This window comes from Psychromonas sp. SA13A (assembly GCF_011378715.1).
Classification (GTDB): domain Bacteria; phylum Pseudomonadota; class Gammaproteobacteria; order Enterobacterales; family Psychromonadaceae; genus Psychromonas.
Genome location: NZ_WTKU01000008.1, coordinates 47461 through 70598, shown reverse-complemented (window position 1 = coordinate 70598; position 23138 = coordinate 47461). Strand labels below are relative to the sequence as shown.

General features: G+C 37.4%; 21 protein-coding genes. 13 read left to right on the top strand and 8 right to left on the bottom strand.

The window, feature by feature from the left end:
• The first annotated feature begins 43 nt into the window (after positions 1–43).
• Positions 44–760: an arginyltransferase gene (locus tag GQR44_RS09445; protein ID WP_166371587.1), complete on the top strand. Its 717-nt coding sequence runs from the start codon at positions 44–46 to the stop codon at positions 758–760.
• 119 nt (positions 761–879) lie between these two features.
• Positions 880–1098: a translation initiation factor IF-1 gene (gene infA / locus GQR44_RS09440; RefSeq protein WP_007419779.1), complete on the top strand. Its 219-nt coding sequence runs from the start codon at positions 880–882 to the stop codon at positions 1096–1098.
• Between the two features lie 131 nt (positions 1099–1229).
• On the opposite strand, the gene clpA is transcribed toward infA, so the two are convergent.
• The 6 genes from clpA to nrdD all read right to left on the bottom strand — a co-directional run bounded on the left by clpA (position 1230) and on the right by nrdD (position 8963).
• Entirely contained in the window at positions 1230–3497 is a 2268-nt protein-coding gene (clpA, locus tag GQR44_RS09435) for an ATP-dependent Clp protease ATP-binding subunit ClpA (protein WP_166371586.1), read from the bottom strand.
• Positions 3498–3536: 39 nt separating this feature from the next.
• Positions 3537–3863, bottom strand: coding sequence for an ATP-dependent Clp protease adapter ClpS (clpS, locus tag GQR44_RS09430; RefSeq protein WP_166371585.1), 327 nt, complete (start codon positions 3861–3863; stop codon positions 3537–3539).
• Positions 3864–4126: 263 nt separating this feature from the next.
• A complete protein-coding gene (locus tag GQR44_RS09425; RefSeq protein ID WP_166371584.1) occupies positions 4127–5071 on the bottom strand; it encodes a chemotaxis protein CheV in 945 nt (314 codons plus the stop codon).
• Between the two features lie 173 nt (positions 5072–5244).
• Positions 5245–5952, bottom strand: a complete 708-nt coding sequence (locus tag GQR44_RS09420; protein WP_205963021.1) for a hypothetical protein — start codon at positions 5950–5952, stop codon at positions 5245–5247.
• Positions 5953–6069: 117 nt separating this feature from the next.
• A complete protein-coding gene (gene nrdG, locus GQR44_RS09415) occupies positions 6070–6543 on the bottom strand; it encodes an anaerobic ribonucleoside-triphosphate reductase-activating protein (protein ID WP_166371583.1) in 474 nt (157 codons plus the stop codon).
• Between the two features lie 302 nt (positions 6544–6845).
• Positions 6846–8963 carry an anaerobic ribonucleoside-triphosphate reductase gene (gene nrdD / locus GQR44_RS09410; protein ID WP_166371582.1) on the bottom strand — a complete coding sequence of 706 codons (2118 nt, stop codon included), beginning with the start codon at positions 8961–8963 and terminating at the stop codon, positions 6846–6848.
• Between the two features lie 460 nt (positions 8964–9423).
• Between nrdD and rsxA the strand changes: the two genes are divergently transcribed.
• The 8 genes from rsxA to GQR44_RS09370 all read left to right on the top strand — a co-directional run bounded on the left by rsxA (position 9424) and on the right by GQR44_RS09370 (position 17348).
• The gene (gene rsxA, locus GQR44_RS09405) at positions 9424–10002 is read left to right on the top strand and encodes an electron transport complex subunit RsxA (RefSeq protein ID WP_028870201.1); all 579 of its coding nucleotides are present in this window, start codon (positions 9424–9426) and stop codon (positions 10000–10002) included.
• The gene (rsxB, locus tag GQR44_RS09400; protein WP_166371581.1) at positions 9999–10571 is read left to right on the top strand and encodes an electron transport complex subunit RsxB; all 573 of its coding nucleotides are present in this window, start codon (positions 9999–10001) and stop codon (positions 10569–10571) included. The genes rsxA and rsxB overlap by 4 nt, the downstream gene beginning before the upstream one ends.
• Before the next feature lies 1 nt (position 10572).
• A complete protein-coding gene (rsxC, locus tag GQR44_RS09395) occupies positions 10573–13410 on the top strand; it encodes an electron transport complex subunit RsxC (protein WP_240923610.1) in 2838 nt (945 codons plus the stop codon).
• Between the two features lie 3 nt (positions 13411–13413).
• Entirely contained in the window at positions 13414–14469 is a 1056-nt protein-coding gene (rsxD, locus tag GQR44_RS09390) for an electron transport complex subunit RsxD (protein WP_166371577.1), read from the top strand.
• The gene (gene rsxG, locus GQR44_RS09385; RefSeq protein WP_240923609.1) at positions 14466–15101 is read left to right on the top strand and encodes an electron transport complex subunit RsxG; all 636 of its coding nucleotides are present in this window, start codon (positions 14466–14468) and stop codon (positions 15099–15101) included. The genes rsxD and rsxG overlap by 4 nt, the downstream gene beginning before the upstream one ends.
• The gene (locus GQR44_RS09380; RefSeq protein WP_166371575.1) at positions 15101–15835 is read left to right on the top strand and encodes an electron transport complex subunit E; all 735 of its coding nucleotides are present in this window, start codon (positions 15101–15103) and stop codon (positions 15833–15835) included. Before rsxG ends, GQR44_RS09380 begins: the two co-directional genes overlap by 1 nt.
• On the top strand, positions 15832–16467 hold the full coding sequence (gene nth / locus GQR44_RS09375; RefSeq protein WP_166371573.1) for an endonuclease III: 636 nt from the start codon (positions 15832–15834) through the stop codon (positions 16465–16467). The genes GQR44_RS09380 and nth overlap by 4 nt, the downstream gene beginning before the upstream one ends.
• Positions 16468–16742: 275 nt before the next feature.
• Positions 16743–17348, top strand: coding sequence for a DUF3157 family protein (locus GQR44_RS09370; protein WP_166371571.1), 606 nt, complete (start codon positions 16743–16745; stop codon positions 17346–17348).
• A 734-nt stretch (positions 17349–18082) separates the two neighbouring features.
• On the opposite strand, the gene GQR44_RS09365 is transcribed toward GQR44_RS09370, so the two are convergent.
• Positions 18083–18847 carry a hypothetical protein gene (locus GQR44_RS09365; protein WP_166371569.1) on the bottom strand — a complete coding sequence of 255 codons (765 nt, stop codon included), beginning with the start codon at positions 18845–18847 and terminating at the stop codon, positions 18083–18085.
• A 275-nt stretch (positions 18848–19122) separates the two neighbouring features.
• Between GQR44_RS09365 and GQR44_RS09360 the strand changes: the two genes are divergently transcribed.
• On the top strand, positions 19123–20385 hold the full coding sequence (locus GQR44_RS09360; RefSeq protein WP_166371567.1) for a hypothetical protein: 1263 nt from the start codon (positions 19123–19125) through the stop codon (positions 20383–20385).
• Positions 20386–20739: 354 nt separating this feature from the next.
• Here GQR44_RS09360 and GQR44_RS09355 read toward each other — a convergent pair whose 3' ends face one another.
• Entirely contained in the window at positions 20740–21672 is a 933-nt protein-coding gene (locus GQR44_RS09355) for a LysR family transcriptional regulator (RefSeq protein ID WP_240923608.1), read from the bottom strand.
• 123 nt (positions 21673–21795) lie between these two features.
• On the opposite strand from GQR44_RS09355, the gene GQR44_RS09350 reads away from it, so the two are divergent.
• Entirely contained in the window at positions 21796–22179 is a 384-nt protein-coding gene (locus GQR44_RS09350; RefSeq protein WP_166371565.1) for a nuclear transport factor 2 family protein, read from the top strand.
• 12 nt (positions 22180–22191) lie between these two features.
• Positions 22192–23097 carry a VOC family protein gene (locus GQR44_RS09345; RefSeq protein WP_166371563.1) on the top strand — a complete coding sequence of 302 codons (906 nt, stop codon included), beginning with the start codon at positions 22192–22194 and terminating at the stop codon, positions 23095–23097.
• Positions 23098–23138: the final 41 nt, after the last annotated feature.

Here is a 23138-nt window from a genome sequence, read left to right as displayed (position 1 = left end):
AACCAATACTTAATCATATTAAAAAATAAGGATAAAATTCACCATGTCTAATGCTTCTGATCTTCGAGTAGGTTTAACCGCTGCTTTTGCTTGTTCCTATTTAGCCGATAAAGAAGAACAGCTCATTATGCTGGTTGATCCTGAAGTTTATGCAAAACAACATTATCCTGCATTAATGTTGATAGGTTTTAGGCGTAGTGGTGATCAAGTGTATCGGCCACATTGCCCAGAATGTAATGGCTGCGAATCATTACGTGTGAATAGTCAAAATTTCAAGTTATCCAAAAGCCAAAAACGCTTAGTAAACAAAAATAAACATTTCACTACATTGATAAGCACTACCCCTAAAGCATCCTACTACCCTCTATACGAACGCTACATTAATCAGGTTCATAAAGAAGGTGTCATGTATCCTGCTAGCTCAGAACAATTTGAATCTTTTTTAGCATGTAGTTGGGGAGATATGCTATTTATTGAAGTCTATGATGCTGAACAGTTAATATCAGTCAGTGTTACAGACCAACTATGTACAGACTCAGCAACCGATTGGAGTGCTTTTTATTGCTTTTATGATCCTGATTATAGTGAACATTCATTAGGAAAATATGCCGTTTTACAACAGCTAGATTTAGCAAAACAAAAAAACATAACATTTCTGTATTTAGGTTATTACATTCACAACTGTCAAAAAATGAATTACAAAAATCAGTTTAATCCACATCAGCGCTTTATAAACCAACAATGGAAGTCCTTTGATTAGGGTTTCATTCACTATTTAGTTTGATTAATGAGCAACAATCCTTTACCACTCCCAATTATTCTGGCATTATGCGCCGATTGAAAGTAGCACAACTTACCTATACGAAGGATCCATCGCCAATGGCAAAAGAAGACAGTATTGAAATGCAAGGCACTATCTTAGATACTCTGCCTAATACAATGTTCCGTGTGGAATTAGAAAACGGTCACGTTGTTACTGCACATATCTCAGGAAAAATGCGTAAAAACTACATCCGTATTCTAACTGGCGATAAAGTGACAGTTCAATTGACCCCTTACGATCTATCAAAAGGTCGTATTGTTTTCCGTGCTCGTTAATTAGCCGGAAACCAAGTCAGGCTTTAAATAGTCATAAAAAAACCAGCTTTATCGCTGGTTTTTTTATGACTAAAATTTGTAACTACAATTGAAGTACGTAATAAACAAAGAAAAAGTTAGCAAATAAATGATTAATTACTCATTTCCACTTCTTTCTCAGTCTTTTTATCATAGACAAACTCAATACCATCCGCCGTTTCGTTTAAACGCACTGAGACACTACCACCCTCTTGTAATCCACCAAATAAGATTTCGTTCGCGAGTGGTTTTTTAAGTTTCTCTTGAATTAAACGTCCCATTGGTCTCGCACCCATCGCTTTATCATAACCATGCTCAGCTAACCAATTACGAGCTTTGCTATCTACTTCAAGTGAAACTTGTTTTTTATCTAATTGCACCTGTAACTGCACTATAAACTTATCAACCACTTGGCTGATCACTTTTAAGTCTAAATGATTAAACCAAATAATATTATCAAGACGGTTTCTGAATTCAGGAGAAAAAATCTTATTGATTTCATCCATCGCTTTTGCACCTTCTTTCTGCTCTTTAAAGCCAATGGATTGTTTAACCGTTTCTTGCACGCCTGCATTAGTTGTCATCACCAAGATAACATTTCTAAAATCAACTTTGCGACCATTGCTATCAGTTAATGTTGCATGATCCATTACCTGCAATAAAATATTATAAACATCAGAATGTGCTTTTTCTATTTCATCTAACAGCACCACAGAATAGGGATGTTTAACTACCGCATCGGTTAACAAACCTGCTTGTTCATATCCAACGTAACCAGGTGGAGCACCAATCAATCTTGATACCGTGTGTTTCTCCATGTATTCGGACATATCAAAACGTAACAACTCTACGCCTAATGCTTTGGCTAATTGCTGTGTAACTTCCGTTTTACCCACCCCAGTTGGACCAGCAAACAAAAAAGATCCCACAGGTTTTAATTCATCAGATAAACCAGAACGATTCAAATGAATAGCATCAGTTAATGCATCAATAGCTGTATCTTGGCCAAAAACCGTCATTTTCAAACGGTCATGTAATTTTTCTAGTGCGTCTTTGTCTGAGCTAGACACGGACTTTTCTGGAATACGTGCGATTTTAGCAATAATGGTTTCAATTTCTGCCACACCAATGGTTTTTTTGCGTTTGCTGACAGGCAATAAACGCATTTGAGAACCCGCTTCATCTATCACATCAATCGCTTTATCAGGCAACTGGCGATCATTAATGTATTTAGCGCTTAATTCAGCCGCGGCCATCAATGCTTTGTTGGTATAACGAATATTATGGTGTTCTTCGTAACGCGAACGTAAACCGAGAAGAATTTGGCTAGTTTCTTTAACCGAAGGTTCAAGTACATCTATTTTTTGGAAACGTCTCGCCAGGGCATGTTCTTTTTCAAAAACCTGACCAAACTCTTTATAGGTTGTGGAACCAATACAACGAAGTTTGCCCCCCGTTAATAAAGGTTTTAATAGATTAGCAGCATCTAGTTGGCCACCCGTGGCCGCTCCTGCACCAATAATAGTATGAATTTCATCAATAAATAAAATCGCATTTTTTTGATCTTGTAGTTTTTTTAATACAGTTTTGAAACGTTGTTCAAACTCACCTCGGTATTTTGTACCTGCTAATAATGCCCCCATATCTAAAGAGTAGATAATATGGTCATCAATCACTTCCGGCACATCATTATGAACAATGCGATATGCAAGTCCTTCTGCGATTGCGGTTTTACCAACTCCGGACTCTCCAACTAACAATGGATTGTTTTTGCGGCGACGACACAGTATTTGCACGCAACGCTCTAATTCTTTTTCGCGACCAATTAATGGGTCGATAACACCAGCAACCACTTGCTCATTAAGATTAATGGTAAAGGGCATTTCATCGTTTTCTTCGACTTTAGATTCAATCTGCTCAGGCTCATGAAAGATCACCGTATCAGGGTGTTTTTCAACGCCATGGGAAAGGTAATTAACTACATCTAAGCGCGATACATTGGACTTTTTAAGGAAGTAAGCCGCTTGTGATTCTTGTTCACTAAAAATAGCCACCAGCACGTTAGCAGCACTAACTTCTGTTTTTCCCGATGATTGCACATGAAAAATAGCACGTTGCAGTACACGCTCAAAAGCGATCGTAGGTTGTATTTCTAGCTTTTGATTTTTAACCTCTGACAAACTGGGATTAGTATCTAAAAACTCTGTTAATTCAAGATGCAGGGAAACAATATCAACCGAACAAGCTAGCAAAATTTTCTTTATTTCTTCATTTTCCAATAAAGCTAATAATAGATGCTCTAATGTCATAAATTCATGGTATTTTTCATACGCAATTCGGAAAGCTAAATCGAGGCTATGTTCTAAAGGTTTATCTAGCATGGAGACTCCTTAGGAGAGTGGAAATAAAAAATGGCTTGGTTAACTCTCTTTTTCCATCGTACATTTCAATGGATGTTCATTTTCTTTTGCATAATTATTAACTTGCATTACCTTTGTTTCTGCAATTTCAGCACTAAATGTACCGCAAACACCGACACCTTTGTAGTGTACATTTAACATTACTTCCGTAGCAGCTTCATGATCTAATCGAAAGAAGCGTTGTAATACATCAATCACAAAATCCATTGGTGAATAATCATCGTTGTGTAATAACACACTATAAAGTGACGGCGGCACTAGCTTTGTTTCTTGGGATTCGATTGTTGCCGACTCATTTCCCGTTTGTGGAGAATTTTGTTCACTCATGTTTTAGTCTAGTCTTCATTATTAAAGTTATTGAAATAGTTAATATTATTAAAGCGATTTACGTTACCAGCATCTCATTTTTAATATTCTACTGAGTATAAACCTGTTTATAAAAGCCATTTATTCGGTAATCAACGCTGCAATTAAAAGCTAGAGTAAAGCTTAAGCAGATAATGTGCAATCGCGTAAAGACAAAAAGCGGTAGTGATGTGAAGTAGTCATAACTACATTTATTAATTTGCTCGTTTAACCAACAATTTTGATTATTCACTTAATTTTGCTTTTAAACGTTGCTGCACTAACTCTACTAATAAGTCAGGCTGAAACTTAGAGAGAAATTCATTGCAGCCTACCTTTTTTACCATGGCTTTATTAAAGTCACCACTTAAGGAAGTATTAAGCACCACAAATAAGTCCGACATACGCGGATCATTGCGGATCTCAGAAGTTAATTTATAACCATCCATTGCAGGCATCTCAGCATCGGTGATCAGCATTAATATTTCATCTTCAATTTTTTTACCTTGGTCTGCCCAACCTTTTAAAATGTTCAATGCCTCTAAACCATTTTTAGCCGGAATAATCTCGACCCCTAATTGCTCTAAGGTACTAGCAACCTGATTTCTAGCTGTTGGTGAGTCATCTGCATGTAAAATTTTGCGACCAACGAATTCAGAAATAATGCTCTCGTCCAACACTCCATCAGAAATATCCACTTTATAAACGAGTATTTCAGCGAGTACCTTTTCTACATCGATAATTTCAACTAACTCTTCAGTATCATTTCTTTTAAGCTTTGTTATCGCAGTTAAATAGTGCCCTCTACCTACCGTAGTCGGCGGTTCCATGATCTCACCCCAGGTCATATTAACAATATGATCAACTGGCCCAACTAAAAAGCCCTGAACACTTCGGTTATATTCGGTAATAATTAAATTTGATTGCTCATCGGGCACCAAGGGTTGCAGGCCGATAGCCGCCTTCAAATTGATAACGGGAATAGATTCCCCTCGAATAGTAGCAACACCATCGATATGAGGATGAGAGTTGGGTAATTTATTAAGGTAAGGTAATTTCACCACTTCTTTTACTTTAAAAACGTTTAAAGCAAACAGTTGACGACCTAAAAGATGAAATAACAATAATTCTAACCGATTTTCACCGACCAAATTGGTACGTTGATCAACCGTATCCATTAAGTTCGCCATACAAAATATCCTTTAAAAACAAATTTAAGAGTTGCTAAGTCTAGTTCGCTTTACAGAAAAGATATTGCGGATTAACAAAAAATGAGCAAAGTTTTAGAAACACAAATGAATTAATTGAATGTAAACCAAGTTATTAGCTATTAAAAAGTAGAGTTACAAACATAATCAATGGCTTATTCGCCCTCTGCAGTAGCTATTACGCCTTCGTCATAACCTGTTACAAGCGCGCTTAATAGTGAAGATAAACGCTGTATTTTTTGATTGGATAATTGCCGATAATCAAAATAAGGGCAAACAATAACCGCGTGTTCAAAATTAATAGCAAATTCTTCATCTAACCACAGTAAGTCGATGCTCAGTTGCCCATCATTAATCATTTTTTTCGCATAAGTTCGGCCACAAATTATATGCACGGTCTTGTTTTTTATTTTATGAATTCTAACCTTACTCTTATCAACATTTGTATTTTCAACATGGCTACATTCAATAAGCTTATTTTCAATCTCGCTATTATCAAGATAGCTATTTTCAACATAACTGCTTTCAATATTATTTAAACAAGGTGGAGTAAATATCAATGCAGTTGTGCTATTTTTTTGTAATAGAAATTGATCACGATATTGTTGCCACGTAGGCGCAAGTTCAGAAAAGTGAAAGTGATTTTTGTCTAAGGCATATAAAAGCTTGGCATAAACATTAAATACTTTACGCCAACCATTACCACAGGCTTTACCAATTGAATCAATTTCCCCAAGCTGTAAAGGCATTATATGTTTCAGAGATTCGTATTCAGGCATCTTTGGTTGATTGGCAATATACACAGCAAAGGTAAATTGAGTATCACCTAAAGCAACAACTTTATTTTTTATATGATTGTTCATTTTTTTGTTTATCATTTTTTAAGTGGAGACTGTTTCATTGTTGACGCATTGATACTGTAATAAAAACGGTGTAACCGCGTTATTGAAACATGCTTTATCAGCACTACTTATGAATGATTAACAGCCTTTATGCAAATAATGAATCACTTGGTTACTACTACCTCGCCATGCTAAAGCAGGATCAGCTAAACTTTGTTCAAATTTACCATCAATGAGCACATCGATTAAATCAATTATTTTTTGTTGCTCTTGGTTTAGTGCTTCACGCAAGTATCCAGTCCAAACCCAAATATCTTTACCTTCACACTCTCGTTTAACACGCTGCACCAGTTTAAACACTTGCTCGACATTAGCGGGATGCAGTGGATCTCCACCGGATAACGTTAATCCCTGTTTTTTTATCCGTTGATCATTAAGATCCTGAATTATTTGATCAGCAAGTTGATCGGTAAATAATTCACCTGCATCAGGCGACCAAGTTGATTGGTTATAACAACCTTTACATTGATGAACACAACCGGATACAAAAAGAGTACAACGCGTGCCTTCGCCGTTTAATACATCAATTGGGTAATATTTTGAGTAATTCATAACGAGTTCTTATTTGCTTACTATTAGTTTTTTTAATATTAGTTGTTTAATATTAGTTGTTTAATATTAGTTGTTTAATATTAGTTGTTTAATATTAGTTGTTTAAGATTAGTTTCTTAATGTCAGTCAGTTACTTAATATTCAGTTCGTCTGTGCCCACCAAAGTATTAAATGAAACCTTACCCTGGAGTCCGCTTTATCAGGGTGTTCATTTTTCTTATACAAACAAAAAAGTCGCTCCTAATAATTTATCAGCACAGACAAATCAAACCAAACAACTAAGGCGGTCAATAAAACACAAGTTATAGATGCTTGACGCGGCGTTTCACTTCTTCTTGCTTACCTTCATTAAACGGACGTGCATCAGGGCTCCCTAAATAACCACAAACACGACGGATCACTTCAACTTTTTCAGGATCAGAGTTACCACAACTTGGACAAACGAAGCCTTTACTGGTGCAATCAAATTCGCCGGTAAAGCCACATTCATAACATTCATCAATCGGTGTGTTCGTCGCGTAATAAGGGATACGCGTATAGCTATAATCCCAGACATCTTCGAGTGCCTTAAGGTTATGCTGCATGTTTGGGTACTCGCCATAACAAATAAAACCACCACTTGCTATTTCAGGGTAAGGCATCTCAAAATCAATTTTATCGTAGGGATTAACCGATTTTTCAACATCTAGATGGAAACTATTAGTGTAATAACCTTTATCTGTTACACCATCTAAAACACCAAACGCTTTTGCATCCAGACGACAAAAACGATCACATAGATTTTCTGAAGGTGTTGAGTATAAGCTAAAACCGTAACCTGTTTCTGCAGTCCAACGTTCCGTGGCTGCTTTTAAATAATGAATAACGGTAATTGCTTTTTGTTGTTTTTCTTTATCGTCAAATAGATGTTGCTCAGTTCCATACAACGCATTAATCGTTTCATGTAAACCCACATAACCTAATGAGATAGATGCGCGCCCATTTTTAAAGATTTCAGCGATACAGTCATCTGCTTTTAAACGCACACCACAGGCACCTTCCATATATAAAATAGGGGCAACGCTTGCTTTCACTTCAGATAAGCGCTCAATACGAGTATCTAGTGCTTTTTTAACCATTTTCAAACGGGTTTCAAGCAACTGGTAAAAACGTTTTTCATCTCCCTTGGATTCAAGCGCAATACGCGGTAAATTAAGGCTAACCACACCAAGATTGTTACGTCCATCGTGGATCTCTTCACCATTTTCTTGGTAATTATCAAGGAAACTACGGCAACCCATTGGCGTTTTAAATGATCCCGTTACTTCGATTACTTTTTCATAATTTAAAATATCAGGATACATACGTTTACTAGAGCATTCTAATGCTAACTGCTTAATATCATAGTTTGGATCAGAAGCTTTATGATTTACACCATTTTTAATTGCAAAAACAAGTTTAGGAAAAATAGCTGTCTTACGATTTTTACCTAAACCGGCGATACGAATCTTTAAAATAGATTCCTGAATTAAACGTGCTTCCCAACTTGTTCCTAAACCAAAGCCGAAAGTAACGAAAGGAGTTTGTCCATTAGCGGTATGCAGTGTATTCACTTCATATTCGAGCGACTGAAAAGCATCTAAACACTCTTTTTCTGTTTGTTTGGTGGCATAAGCCTGTGCGTTTGCAACGTTCCATTCTTCTGCCGTTTTCAAATGCTTTTGGTAACTAATAGAAACGTAAGGAGCAAGTATAATGTCGATACCATTAATGGTAGTGCCACCGTAAATGTGGCTGGCGACCTGTGCAATAATTTGTGCTGTTACTGCGGTTGCGGTTGAAATTGACTTAGGCTCTTCAATTTCTGCATTACCCATTTTAAAACCGTTTTCAAACATCCCTTTAATATCAATCAACATACAATTAAACATCGGGAAAAAAGGCGCATAATCTAAATCATGGTAATGAATTTCACCCGCTTCGTGTGCTCGCACGACATCACGAGGCAAAATATGTGATTTAGCGTAATGTTTAGCAACAATACCGGCCAATAAGTCGCGTTGCGTGGGAATTACCTTGCCATCTTTATTGGCATTTTCATTTAATAATGACGCATTACTTTGTTCAATTAATCCATCTATTTCGCTGTTTAAATGACTTTTCCGTTCTCGTGCAATATCTCTATCGTGACGATACTCAATATATATACGTGCCAGTTCAATATGATTACTTTTCATCAAACAGGCTTCAACGGCATCTTGAATATAATGGATATCTACTTGGTCTTGTCCTGCTAAGCTTGCTTCAACTTCAGCGGCAATCGCAAAAGCATCCACACCTTTACAACGAGCAGCGCCAGAGGCTTTTAAAACCGCTTCTGCAATGCGTAAAGCATTAAAAGGGACTTGACTACCATCTCGTTTGATCACAACAGGTTTCATTTACAGCTCCAATAATTAATTCACAAGACACAATATATAGTGCCCGTGAACTATACCTAGCACAATATGTAGCATATTGATGTAAATCAACTTTAAAAACACCCAGCTCAATTTGTGCTTTAAATATTCAACTGAATGAAATAAATAAACCTTATAATATTTTTTAAAAGATCTCGGTTTATGATGAAAATGAGCAACAAAAAATAAGTAAAAAGTTAAATCACTACGTAAACTCTCATTAATTAATACTTATCAACATGACACCTTCACCATAGTTACCCTTTTAAAGTTACCCTATTAAAATCTCCATTAATTGGGTTCTTTAATTGATTACAACAGCAAATAACTAGATCGCTAAAATTGATAATACTTTTACGCTGAACTTATCAACTTTTATTGTTATAATGCGCGTCATTTTCAACGCATCAAATCACCTACGAAAGTAGTGGAATTATTATTTATGAGCGATTATTTTTTACTCTTTTTTGGCACAGTGTTAGTTAATAACTTTGTGTTAGTGAAATTCTTAGGATTATGCCCTTTCATGGGCGTTTCAAATAAAATTGAAACAGCTGTTGGTATGTCATTGGCGACCACTTTTGTATTGACCTTAACGGCTGCGCTTTCTTATATTGTAAATAATTATTTATTAGAGCCTTTAGGATTACACTACTTACAAACTTTAAGCTTTATTTTAGTGATTGCCGTGGTGGTACAATTCACTGAAATGGTCATGCATAAAACCAGCCCAACTTTGTACCGTTTGCTAGGTATATTTTTACCGTTAATAACCACTAACTGTGCAATTCTTGGTTTAGCCTTACTGAATTTAACTGAGCAACATAATTTTGCTCAGTCTGTTATTTATGGGTTAGGTGCCGGTGCAGGTTTTTCATTAGTATTGGTATTATTTTCATCAATACGTGAACGTTTAAGTGCCGCTGATGTGCCATTACCCTTTAAAGGCGCATCTATCGCGATGATCACCGCTGGTTTAATGTCGTTAGCATTTATGGGCTTTACTGGGTTAATTAAATGATCATTAGTATTATTGTTGCGATTTTAACGCTAGGTATTTTAGGGCTTATTTTTGGCTCTTTATTGGGTTACTCGTCTATTCGATTTAAAGTGAAAGAAGACCCAATAGTTGAAGAACTTGATGCAATGTTACCGCAAACGCAATGTGGTCAATGCGGTTACCCGGGTTGTAAACCTTATGCCAAAGCCATTGCTGAAGGTGATGACATTAATAAATGCCCACCCGGCGGTGAAGCTGTAATGTTACAGTTAGCAGAGCGTATGGGAATTGAGCCTAAAAAACTAGAAGGTGAAGAAAAGCCAAAGGCGGTTGCCTTTATCCGTGAAGACGAATGTATTGGCTGCACCAAATGTATTCAAGCTTGTCCCGTTGATGCCATTTTAGGTGCAACAAGACAAATGCACACGGTGATCACCGATGAGTGTACCGGCTGTGAACTATGTGTCGCACCTTGTCCAACCGATTGCATCGATATGCTACCGATCAAAATAACGACCCAAAATTGGCAGTGGAACTTACAAACGATTCCAACTAAAACAATTCCAACTGAAAGCAATGACGAGCCGTAACATGACCCAGCCTAATTATTTATTAAGTGACAAAAAATTAGAACAAATTGCTGCCGGTAAGATGTGGGATTTTCATGGTGGTGTGCACCCTGTTCAAAACAAACAGCAGAGTAATCAAAGTGCTATTACCGATGCGGGTATTCCCGAAGAATTAATTATTGCCGTTGAACAAAAAGGGCATATCCCAGAGCTATTAGTAAAGGTTGGCGATAACGTATTAAAAGGTCAGCCTTTAACCAAAGTTTATGGCGCATTAGTGGTTCAACATGCCAGTAGTTCAGGCACAATAAAAGCGATTGAACCTAGAACCGATTGTCACCCATCAGGTTTACCAGTGTTATCTATTGTTATTGCCACTGATGGCTTAGACAGAATTTATCCATATCAAGGCTTTGAAAATTATCGTAATGAAAACCCTGCAACCTTAGTTGAAGCAGTTCAACAAGCGGGCATCATAGGATTAGGTGGCGCTGGTTTTGCTACGCATTTGAAGTTAGCGCACAGTGAAAACCGCTTATTAATTATTAATGCCATTGAGTGTGAACCTTACATCACTTCTGATGATCGTTTGATTCAAGAGCATGCCGATGAGATTATCGAAGGCATTGAAATAATGCAGTATATGCTGCAACCTAAACTGACTATTTTTGCGGTTGAAGATAACAAACCAGAAGCCATTGCAGCTTTTACTAAATCATTACAAGCATTACCTGACAGCATCAGAGAAAAAATATTACTCAGAGTGATCCCAACACGCTATCCGTCTGGTAGTGCTAAACAGTTAATTGAAGTATTAACTGGCGAGCAAACACCGGCTCACAAACATTCTTCAGAACTTGGCATTGTGATGCTTAATGTCGGTACTATATTTGCGGTAAAAGAAGCCATCATTAATGGCAAACCTCTGGTATCAAGAATAGTCACGGTCACCGGAGACGCTTTTGTTAAAAAAGGTAATGCGCGGGTACGTATCGGGACACCGATCCAGCATCTCCTAGATACTTATTGGTTAAATGAATTAGACCATCAGAAGCTTATTATCGGCGGTCCTATGATGGGATTTACCGTTAGCGATCCTGAAATGCCAGTAAGTAAAATTTGTAACTGCCTATTAGCACCAACGATTAAAGAACTACCAGAGCCCAAAGAGGAAATGAGCTGTATTCGCTGCAGTGAATGTGCAGAGGCTTGCCCCGTTGAGTTATTACCACAACAATTACTTTGGTACTCACAAAGTGAAGACCATAAAAAATTAGAAGAGTATGACCTATCAGCTTGTATTGAATGTGGAGCCTGCGCTTATGTTTGTCCAAGCCATATACCATTAGTGGAATATTACCGCGTCTCTAAAGCACAAATTAAAACTGAAAAAGTTGAAGCAGAAAAAGCTGCAATTGCACGCCAACGCCATGAAGACAGAGAGTTACGTTTAGAAAACGAGAAAAAACAGCGACAACTCAAACATAAACAAGCCGCTGAAAAACGTAAACAACAAATGAAAGACAATAATAATGGCGAAGACCTTGTTGCAGCAGCATTAGCACGTGCCAAAGCGAAAAAACAAGCTAATGCAAATTTAGACATCAGCAAAGAGGCTGATACAGCTAATGTAGAGAAACCAAGTTCTCAAAATAGCCAAGTAGCCGCAGCGATTGCTCGCGCAAAAGCAAAAAAATTAGCAGCTGCAGGAGCAGAGACAGAACCCACAACTCAGCAAGCTGATCCTAAAAAAGCAGCTGTAGCAGCCGCTATCGCCCGCGCAAAAGCAAAAAAACAAGCTGCTGCAAATGCTGACTCAGAGACAACTACTGAATCAGTGACTGAGCCAACAACTCAACAAGCTGATCCTAAAAAAGCAGCCGTCGCAGCCGCTATTGCCCGTGCAAAAGCGAAAAAATTAGCTGCAGCAAATGCTGACTCAGAGACAACTACTGAATCAGCTACTGAAGCATCAACTCAACAGGCGGATCCTAAAAAAGCCGCCGTCGCAGCCGCTATTGCCCGTGCAAAAGCAAAAAAATTAGCAGCTACAAATGCAGACTCAGAGACAACTACTGAATCAGCTACTGAACCAACAACTCAACAGGCGGATCCTAAAAAAGCCGCCGTCGCAGCCGCTATTGCCCGTGCAAAGGCGAAAAAATTAGCTGCAGTAAATGCTGACTCAGAGACAACTACTGAATCAGCGACTGAGCCAACAACTCAGCAAACTGATCCTAAAAAAGCAGCCGTTGCAGCCGCTATTGCCCGTGCAAAAGCGAAAAAATTAGCTGCAGCAAATGCTGACTCAGAGACAACTACTGAAGCAGCGACTGAGCCAACAACTCAGCAAACTGATCCTAAAAAAGCAGCTGTAGCAGCCGCTATTGCACGAGCAAAAGCGAAAAAATTAACAGCTGCAAATGCTGACTCAGAGACAACTACTGAATCAGCGACTGAGCCAACAACTCAGCAAGCAGATCCTAAAAAAGCAGCCGTTGCAGCCGCTATCAAACGCGCCAAGGAAAAGAAATTAGCAAAAGAGGTTGAGACGGCTCAAACAAACAATCCATCAGAGCCTGATAATACAGAAGTGATCAAACAACGCGCTATACGAAAAGAACAAGCTCGTTTGCATAAAAAACAATTGGAAGAAGCGCAAAAATCGACACAAGAAATGCCAAAAATGAGTGTTCAAGAAACACAACCAGAAACGAACAACGAAGACGATACTCAACAGGCTCAAGTAATAGCATCTAATGAGTCTGTCAGTGATAATAATCAAGATGATAGAAAAGCCAAAATAGCGGCTGTCATTGCCAAAGCAAAAGCCAAAAAACTGGCACAGAAGGATCAATAACCCATGGCACTTTTTAGTTCGACCTCGCCACACCAACGTATCAAAAGACGTACACCCGAAATAATGAAAATGGTTATTTTAGGGTTAACGCCGGGGATTATTGTACATAGCTACTTATTTGGTTTAGCTATTTATGTACAGATAGTATTAGCTGTCGTTACCGCTGTTGCAGTTGAAGCTCTATTTATGACCCTGCGCAAACGCTCTGTGATGGCTAGTATTGGTGATTATAGTGCTGTGCTTACTGCGATTTTATTAGCTATTGCGATCCCGTCTCTTGCACCATGGTGGGTGATTGTAATTGGTACCCTGTTTGCGATCCTTATTGTTAAACATCTTTATGGCGGGCTAGGGCAAAATATCTTCAACCCTGCAATGGCCGGTTATGTATTGTTATTAATATCTTTTCCTGTGCAAATGACAGCATGGTTGCCAATACAATCCATGCAAGCTTTTCCTGTCACGTTCATTGATACCTTAAGCCTGATTTTTACCGGCTTCAGTGTTGATGGCTATAGTGTCACGCAAATTAAAACGTCTATCGATGGTTTCACTTTGGCAACGCCATTGGAAACCATTCGAAATGCGCTGCACGTGGGTGAAACAATATCTGAAACATTGAAAACAACCTTATTCAGTTTGGACTCACTTCAAGGTAGCCAATGGGTTAATTTAGCGTACTTAGCTGGTGGGCTTCTATTACTGAAAAAACAAGTCATCATGTTGTATATCCCAGTGGCTTTCATCGTAGGTGTCACTGTTTTCTCGTTTATTCCCTTTGCAAGTGATCCCGATTTATATTCATCCCCTCTTTACCATCTATTTTCAGGTGCCACTATGCTTGGCGCTTTCTTTATTCTAACTGACCCGGTCACGGCAAGTACCACGGTGAAGGGACGCATAATCTATGGTTTATTATGTGCTTTATTAGTTGTGGTGATCCGCAATGTCGGTGGTTATCCTGATGCCGTTGCTTTTGCAGTATTGCTCGCCAATATGTGTGTGCCGTTAATCGATTATTATAGCAAACCCAAGGTTTACGGGAGAAAACGCACATGATGCTACCCATTATCAGTCGTAATGCTTTCTTACTAGCAACCTTTGCCGTTGTTTGTACTGGCGCAATCGCATTAATTAACGTGTTAACGCAACCGATTATTTTGCAACAGGAGCAAATTGCACTGCAAAACAATATTAATGAACTGATTGAACCTGACCAATATGACAACCAAATTATAAACAGTTGTTTCACCGTAATTGACTCAGAATTATTAGGTGACCAAACACCTAAACAAGTCTTTATTGCAACCAAAAATAAACAGCCGATCGCCGCGTTGATCCAAACCAGCACCTTTAAAGGTTACTCTGGCGAAATTAAACTACTGGTTGGCATTTATACCGATGGTAAAATCGCAGGTGTTCGTATTAATAGTCATACAGAGACACCAGGATTAGGCGATAAAATCCAAACCAATAAATCTGATTGGATTTATTCTTTTGATGGTAAAAGATATCAAGAAAGTACCGCTAGCAAGTGGGAAGTGAAAAAGGACGGTGGTAGTTTTGATGCATTTACTGGTGCAACTATTACACCAAGAGCCGTTGTGCATGCCGTTAAAGATACGCTTGTTTACTTTCAAAAAAACAAAACGCAGTTATTTAACACCCCTGCAAATTGTGGAGATAAATAATGACGCAAGAAACAGTACACAACACGGCAAATAATGCAGATCTCGAAAGTGATATAGCGGCAGATGAAGTGGACCTTACAGCTAACGAAGACCTTCAAATCTATAAGGACTTAAGCTGGCAAGGGTTATGGAAAAACAATCCAGGCATAGTGCAGTTACTCGGGTTATGTCCATTATTAGCAGTAACTAATACTTTAACCAATGCATTAGGGTTAGGTTTGGCAACATTATTTGTTGTTATTGCCTCTAATATATTGATCTCGTTAATTCGACATCATGTACCTAAAGCGATACGTATTCCTGTCTTTGTGATGATCATCGCTTCCTTGGTTAGCTGTATACAATTGCTGATGAATGCCTATACCTATCAACTTTATTTATCACTCGGTATCTTCATTCCATTGATCGTAACCAACTGTATGATAATAGGTCGAGCAGAAGCATTCGCCTCTAAAAACAATGTAAAACACTCCGCATTTGACGGTTTGATGATGGGCTTAGGTTTTACCGCAGTATTAGTATTATTAGGAGCTGGCCGAGAAATTTTAGCGCAAGGTACCTTATTTGATGGTATTGAAACATTATTAGGCGATTGGGCAAGTTTTATGACCATCACCCTTTACAATACCGACACCAGCTTTTTACTTGCGGCGTTACCACCGGGCGCATTTATTCTAATGGGCTTGATCATTGCCCTTAAAAACTTTATCGACCATAAGATAGTGAACAAATGAATACAGTAAAGCGCAGAGAAATATTAACCCGTTTAAGGGATAACAATCCACACCCAGAAACTGAGTTAAATTTTAGCTCCCCTTTTGAGTTATTAGTGGCAGTAACACTATCAGCACAAGCAACCGATGTGAGTGTTAATAAGGCCACAGATAAGCTATTTCCTGTCGCTAATACCCCTGAAAGCATTTATGCACTCGGTGTCGATGGATTAAAAGAATACATTCGCACCATCGGCTTATATAACAGTAAAGCTGAAAACGTTATCAAAGCTTGTAAAATGTTGATCGAGCTTCATAACAGCGAAGTGCCACAAGACAGAGATGCCTTGGTAGCATTGCCAGGTGTGGGCAGAAAAACCGCCAACGTAGTGTTAAATACAGCCTTCGGTTGGCCAACCATTGCCGTTGATACGCATATTTTCCGTGTTGCTAATCGTACTAAATTAGCCATGGGTAAAAATGTTGACGATGTAGAGCAAAAGCTATTAAAAGTAGTACCTGCGGAGTTTAAAGTGGATGTTCATCATTGGTTGATCTTACACGGCCGTTATACTTGTATTGCCAGAAAACCACGCTGTGGTTCATGTTTAATAGAAGATCTCTGTGAATTCAAAGAAAAAACCAGCGATTAACACATTCACCTTGATACAATATCAATAAGCTTTAATACTCTTTTAACGTTCGCTTATCTTCTCAAACAGCATAACTAGCAAAGCACTTATTGTTGCTATAAGCAGATAAAAGAATAATTGAAAATATCAATTTTCAAAGATTTGTTTCCAAGACTTTATCTAAGCTTTGGGGTTAATATAGTGAGGTTAATACAGTGAGTTCCAGAACTTTGATTGAACATATAGCTACCCTGTATATTTGAAATCAAACCAAACCATATAAAAAGTTGAAATTTATGCCTTTTCATTATCTACAGTACACACTATTTTTATTGCTCGGCTCTGTCACTTTAGGGCTCTCCGCAGCTAGCATTGGCACGGTTACACTTGATAACGGTGCCATAATATCATTCCACGATGATTACACTTGGGAATATGTCGCCATTAGTGATGACGCAGCAGATCAAGTGAGTAAAACTATTTCATCAAACAACATTAATTCAAATGTAGTCAGCCCTGCTAATTCTGAGCAAGCTTTAAAAAACAGATCTTCACTGCTACGCTCGGGTTTATTGAATACTAGCGTTAAAAATGACGTAAAAGTAACCTATAGCGATTCAATTTGGCGAGACCAATCCCTTGGTTTAAAGTTTATACTATCCAGTGATAATACTGATGGCGTTGTTATTGTTAAGGTGGCTATCAGTTTTTATGATGATAAAACCAATAAAATAACAGAACAAACCGTTAATGTTTGGCAAGCAAGCTATCGATTACCTGAAACATACTTACGAAAAGGTGATACACGAAACAGTCGAATCATTTGGATTGATGGCATCGACAAAATGAGTTGGACAAGTAAATTATTAAGTTTGAAGGTGATTGAAGTAGAAACTCGCTAATTTTTATATGGTTGGTAGAAATAATAGGACAACCAACCTTTTCAAGATTACTTACTCAACTCTGCATTGAGTTGTCCATCTACATGCATATCAAATAATAGGGATTAAGCATAATCGCATATGTAGTGGTACAGTAATAGTTGCATAATTGTATAGTTGTATAGTTGTATAGTTGAAAATAGCAACTTTAACAATCGAGGCAGAGCTGTAATGATTAGTCTTCAAAGTTTATGTGTCCAAGACTTTTATGAATTTTTCACGCTCGTTTTATCTCAGTAACGAGATAATGAACTAAGTCGCTTTCCCTCCCTTTGCGCATTACAGCCACCTCTGATCCACTCCCTCAAAAAATAAAATCCATAATAAAGAAAACATGATCATTTAAGCATTTGGTCTTTTAAAAGAAGCAAAATGAGAATATGATGTAATTTACAAATTAATCATTTTTTTGTGATCATTTAAAGTTTGCGCTTTTAAAGTTAATTTAGATAGGTTTACTGTTTTTTTAGGTGTTTCATCGTTATTTTATAATGAAGCCATTATTTTTCCGATAAAAATACCTATTTACCATAATAGTCATTTTATGCATGTTACTTTATGGAAAAAAAAGGCTTAACCATTACAGTTAAGCCTAAAAGAACATAAGTTCTTTATATCGATACATTATTGGGTAGACAGCCCTAGTATCGTTCTTATCACACCCACTCAACACACAACAAAAACCTTTTACTCATTTAAGCGACTCTTATTTTGTTTTTCAAACTTATTTTTGCGGAATCCAGAATATCTGGATTCACTTTTATACTTAACTTACTCTTAGCTTTATTCCCTAGAAAATAGGCAACACGTTCAGCATTTGCTCCACTTGGATGTGGTAAACCAGAAAGAAGCTGGTTAGGTTTTAGTGCCCCTTTTTTTACTAAGTATTCCAGTCCTTCTGTAGCGGCCTTTCCAAGAGGTATCCATAAACAGTCTGGTCCTAATACTTCAACTTCTTCAGCTAGGTAAGAATCTAACATTTCACGTAGAAATGGATGCTTAGATGCCTTTGGTACACCGTTATAATTATTTCCATTTTCCAAAACAACGGGGTAACGAATGGTACTTGTGTAATGTACTAAATCAGTTTTGCTATCAAATAAGTCATTGCATGTCTCAATGTTTAACTTTTCATTCAAACCAACAAGATCTAACATATCGCTCAACGGCTTTCTAAACCCCTTGAAACTTGCCGCTTGCTTTGCTTCTTCCTGTATTTTAACCAAATCAGTTTCAGAAATAATCCCTGTTTTAGCCGTATCAAGAGCTTGAGTTGCTTGCGTTTTTCCTGGTGTAATACCACAAATTACTACTTTAGCTTTGGTGTTAATATGCTCAAATGGTGCATAGTAAACAGATAATTTACTATCACTGTATATTTTTAATTCAGGGCTCCACGGAGACTCTGGCTCACACTTAACGACTGCTTTATAAAAATCATTTAGTATTTTCTTTTCCATATTTTAAATCCTACTTTAATTGTATTTATATTGTGGTAGTGACTACTACACCTGTATGGCTAAGCACCTACTTATAGCACTTTCAAGATAGTTTCCAGTTTGTTATGTGTAAGCATTTTAAATGTCCTTTTCGATTATTTTTATCAATTATAAACACCACAAAATAATTAATCAATATATTTTGGCTAATAAATTTAGCCTAAATAATCATTGAGTTTATTATTTAACTTTTATATAGTTAGTTTATAACAACAGAGGAAGGACAAAGACTAACCATGCAAGACTTAAAAAAGCACATTAATGAATTTTGTGAACGTATAGAAACATTACTCAATCCGCTAGGGATACGATATAAAGAGTCACTATTCTGTGAAAGTAAGATTGAATACTATTCGAATATTTGTTGTGAGCTCAGGGATACGGGAGGATTAGATAGTTCAAAGTTCCATACTATGGATCTATTTCACTTCACCAATTCAATGATTCAGATGGCAAAGGCAATAGAATTAGATCCAACTCTGGGCTGGTATGAATGGGAACCTAATGGTGATTCATCAGGCTTACTCGAACTGATGTACCTTGGGCTTGGTTATGCGCTGATTTATGAAGATGACTCTTCTGTTTTAAATGATTCTCTAGTCACTTATTCTACACTAAGTGACTCGTTAGGATCTTTATCTACAGATCATATGAGAGCAATGGCTGCGGTTGCAAGAATGAAACATTCGAGTTTTAAGTCTGCGGTATCTTTAGCTGGTATACAACTGTCTTCTGTAGATGATAATGATTTAATATCTTTTGTTAAAAGTCGACGTGGCTTTAAGCCGCTCAATATTTATGATGGTGAAGCGATCCAAGATGACTTTAAATTTTACTACTCAGAACATATAGCTCATTCATATAGATTCCTAGCAAATACCCTAATTAATAGAGCCAAATGGAGAAAAATTGATAGAACTCTCTTATGTCATATTTTACGTGTGGATGCCGATAAAAAGTTAGAAGATGAAATTATTCTGCTAGAAAATGCCACTACAGTATCAGAACTTCTTTCACTTAACCTTGAAGCTTATCTGCACTATTTGCAGAAATTGGAATTTGAAACGTTAAAAGAGGCAATAGCCATTAAATACTCAGAAGCGAGAAAGGTATCATCCAAGGTAGATATCTCTGATATCAAAAGTGACGATGAACGGATAACACCAACAGATTTCATCGAAATGGTCAAAAGTATCGGCCATATTCACCCCTCTTATGGTTCAAACAAAAAGCTGATGGGAGTATTGCTAAATAGTGGTATAGAGATAGGAATTGAGCTAACAGTAAAAACTGTCACCCTCTGGCTTAATGCTTCCAATAAAAACTTAATTACAGAACAATACATCAAAGCAGAGTACGACGCAGTATCAGATACTAGTGAGAAGTATGGTCGCCATAGTGCACTGCGAATTTATGATCAATTAGGGTATGCACCCGCCATAAAACTATCAATCATGAGTGTTGGAGAAGCAAAAAAAGTACTTAACAGCTTGAAATAACTTCAGATGAGAGAGTGAATACGATACTTTTAAGTAACTCAACTGAATTCTTTAAATTCAGGTAAAATAATATGACGCTCGTTTTTTTCCAGAAGCGATCATAATAGTAACAACTGTTTTTTGCTTACTATCTCTATAATGGGAGCGAAAGTGAGCTAAATTCATATATGTATTTACCATAACACCCGTTTTACGCATTAGTTTGAGGCCACCTAAAAATGGTGGCCTTTTTTATGGCTGAATATAAATTGGCTATCTTCGTTTACGTCCCAAATAACTTTAGAAAACTATGTCCACGCAGCATCGAGTTTAAACGAACTGAGCGACCATCATCTGGCTGTTTAGCCAATACGACTACATTTCTGTAGTGCTATTCAATTGATCCGTAATTGCTCGTAAACAGACCTTAACACTCAGTGGCATTTGGTTATTAAAAGGATGCAGTGCATAGACCGTATTCAATTGTAATTGATATTCCGGAAACACTTCATGCAACTCGGTCACTAAATTTTTCAAATGAAAATCAGGTATAATTCCTATCCCCGATGCAGATTTAATTAAAGCTAAGCAAGTATAAAAAGAGTTTGAAATACAATGGGTATTAGTATTGTAAATAAAACTATCCATTTTTTGATCTACTTGCTTAACTTTTGGTGCTTTAGAAGAAACAGATTGATACTTTGCGTGATAGTTAAACTGATGGCGTATCTGATGTCCTTGCCAAGTATTACCAATATACGCTAACTCTTGCCACGGCTTAGAAGCAATATATTCAGGTCTCCCACAAAGTACATCTCGAAACTCACCAATGCGTTTTTGCTTTAGTCCGCTTTCTTGGGATTGCCCTACTCTTATTGCTAAATCGATATCTTCCGATATCAGATCCAAGTGATGGTCATGACTAATTAACTCTGGGTTTAATAACGGATATTGTGCTAATAAATCTGCAATGGCGGGCGTGACTAAGGTTTCCATTAGCGCATTGGGAGCGGTGATCCTAATTCTTCCTTGCGGGATAGCTTTCATTTGTTGAGCATCATTCCATGCATCACTGGCCACTTGATTAAGGGTTTTACACTGTTGATAAAACTGTTGCCCAGCGACCGTCAATATTTGTTTACGCGTCGTACGTTTTAACAACATGATGCCTAATTCAGTCTCAAGAGATTTGAGATGCTGACTCACCACAGACTTTGATAATGTGAGTAATTCAGCAGCTGCGGTGATTGATCCTGTTTCCACTATATGCGCAAAAACCGACATTTGACGTAATCTAATCATGGTCATTGTTTACTTTTATTAAACAGTGTTTATGAATATAGCTGTTTTTCTTCAGTAATTATAGCGCTATTGTTCGTCTCAGCTATTGTTCATTTCAATCAGGGCACTACTTCTATCAAGGATAATTATATGACTAATGCAACAGCAGACAACATAACGTTAATCGCATGTAAAAAAGGTATTTCAGCTTGGCAAACTGCTTTCAACAATTCAGATGCTAAAGGGTGCGCAGCACAATACCAAGAACATTGCGTAATGACAGCGAGGCCATTCGGCGTCTTTGAGGGGCGTCAGGCAATTCAAGACTTTTGGCAAGGCATAATGGATCAAGGTTTTAAAGACGTGGATTACACACAAGTCACTTGGGAAGCTGAAGATGAAGGTTATATTTTAACATCACATTGGACCATGAATAATGCATTCGGGGTTGTGCATCGTGAGCGCTGGGTATTAGAAGCTGATGGCCAGGCTAGACTTGCTAGTGATGACTTTGAAGTACAAGGTGAACGCTAAAAGGAATATCAAATGCAGATAACTCAACACCGTTTACAAATCAGTAATCCTGAAAAATCATTAACCTTTTATCTAGATATTATGGGTATGCAGTTGATTCATCATTATGAATCAACACAAGGCATTCATTATTTTCTTGAATATTGTTATAACCAAAGAGGCTGCAGTGATGAAACAACAAACAAGACTTTCCATGCTCAACTTGAGCTGGTTTTCAATCCACAACAAAAATTTATAGTACCCGCTCAGCCTAATCGACAATCAGGTTATTGGAAATTCACTATCGCGGTTGGTCACTTAACGACTGCGCACCAGAAATTATTAGATAATGGTATTGAAGTCAGCTTATGTACGGTCATTCCTAATTTAGCTTATTTATGCCATCTAACGGATCCCGATGGTTATTGTATTGAATTAATTCAAACTCATTTAATTGAAAACACACAAACTGATTTAATTAAACTAGACGACATCGATTTTCCCTTAGGTTCGGCTGCACATATAAACTTATCAACACTTAGAATCAAAGATCTGAAACATAGCTTACCCTTCTATCAACGATTAGGCTTTGAACTGGTTTATACCTACCGCTCCGATGAACGCGCGATGACATTGTACTTTTTAGCAAATAAGCAGTCTGATTCATTTAATGATATAAAACATTCAGATAATATTATAGAAACATTATGGCAATACTCTGACACCCTATTAGAATTTCAACAATTTGATGGGACACAAGAGGATGATAATTTTAGCTATAATACCGATATCGAAAATGGTTTTTTAGGTTTAACGATCACTAATATCAGAAATATCAGAAAAAGTAATCTGCCCTCAACTCAAGCTAGTGAGTTGAACCTTCAAACAAAGAGTCATTTAATTGATCCTGATGGGTATCTCATAATTAATGATGAATGATGAATGATGAATTCTCACCTAAAAGACTTTGATACACAACT

Excerpts from the sequence above, each read along its gene's own strand:
- GQR44_RS09445 (WP_166371587.1), top strand. The coding sequence starts at position 44 with ATGTCTAATGCTTCTGATCTTCGAGTAGGTTTAACCGCTGCTTTTGCT.
- infA (WP_007419779.1), top strand. The coding sequence starts at position 880 with ATGGCAAAAGAAGACAGTATTGAAATGCAAGGCACTATCTTAGATACT.
- clpA (WP_166371586.1), bottom strand. The coding sequence starts at position 3,497 with ATGCTAGATAAACCTTTAGAACATAGCCTCGATTTAGCTTTCCGAATT.
- clpS (WP_166371585.1), bottom strand. The coding sequence starts at position 3,863 with ATGAGTGAACAAAATTCTCCACAAACGGGAAATGAGTCGGCAACAATC.
- GQR44_RS09425 (WP_166371584.1), bottom strand. The coding sequence starts at position 5,071 with ATGGCGAACTTAATGGATACGGTTGATCAACGTACCAATTTGGTCGGT.
- GQR44_RS09420 (WP_205963021.1), bottom strand. The coding sequence starts at position 5,952 with ATGAACAATCATATAAAAAATAAAGTTGTTGCTTTAGGTGATACTCAA.
- nrdG (WP_166371583.1), bottom strand. The coding sequence starts at position 6,543 with ATGAATTACTCAAAATATTACCCAATTGATGTATTAAACGGCGAAGGC.
- nrdD (WP_166371582.1), bottom strand. The coding sequence starts at position 8,963 with ATGAAACCTGTTGTGATCAAACGAGATGGTAGTCAAGTCCCTTTTAAT.
- rsxA (WP_028870201.1), top strand. The coding sequence starts at position 9,424 with ATGAGCGATTATTTTTTACTCTTTTTTGGCACAGTGTTAGTTAATAAC.
- rsxB (WP_166371581.1), top strand. The coding sequence starts at position 9,999 with ATGATCATTAGTATTATTGTTGCGATTTTAACGCTAGGTATTTTAGGG.
- rsxC (WP_240923610.1), top strand. The coding sequence starts at position 10,573 with ATGACCCAGCCTAATTATTTATTAAGTGACAAAAAATTAGAACAAATT.
- rsxD (WP_166371577.1), top strand. The coding sequence starts at position 13,414 with ATGGCACTTTTTAGTTCGACCTCGCCACACCAACGTATCAAAAGACGT.
- rsxG (WP_240923609.1), top strand. The coding sequence starts at position 14,466 with ATGATGCTACCCATTATCAGTCGTAATGCTTTCTTACTAGCAACCTTT.
- GQR44_RS09380 (WP_166371575.1), top strand. The coding sequence starts at position 15,101 with ATGACGCAAGAAACAGTACACAACACGGCAAATAATGCAGATCTCGAA.
- nth (WP_166371573.1), top strand. The coding sequence starts at position 15,832 with ATGAATACAGTAAAGCGCAGAGAAATATTAACCCGTTTAAGGGATAAC.
- GQR44_RS09370 (WP_166371571.1), top strand. The coding sequence starts at position 16,743 with ATGCCTTTTCATTATCTACAGTACACACTATTTTTATTGCTCGGCTCT.
- GQR44_RS09365 (WP_166371569.1), bottom strand. The coding sequence starts at position 18,847 with ATGGAAAAGAAAATACTAAATGATTTTTATAAAGCAGTCGTTAAGTGT.
- GQR44_RS09360 (WP_166371567.1), top strand. The coding sequence starts at position 19,123 with ATGCAAGACTTAAAAAAGCACATTAATGAATTTTGTGAACGTATAGAA.
- GQR44_RS09355 (WP_240923608.1), bottom strand. The coding sequence starts at position 21,672 with ATGACCATGATTAGATTACGTCAAATGTCGGTTTTTGCGCATATAGTG.
- GQR44_RS09350 (WP_166371565.1), top strand. The coding sequence starts at position 21,796 with ATGACTAATGCAACAGCAGACAACATAACGTTAATCGCATGTAAAAAA.
- GQR44_RS09345 (WP_166371563.1), top strand. The coding sequence starts at position 22,192 with ATGCAGATAACTCAACACCGTTTACAAATCAGTAATCCTGAAAAATCA.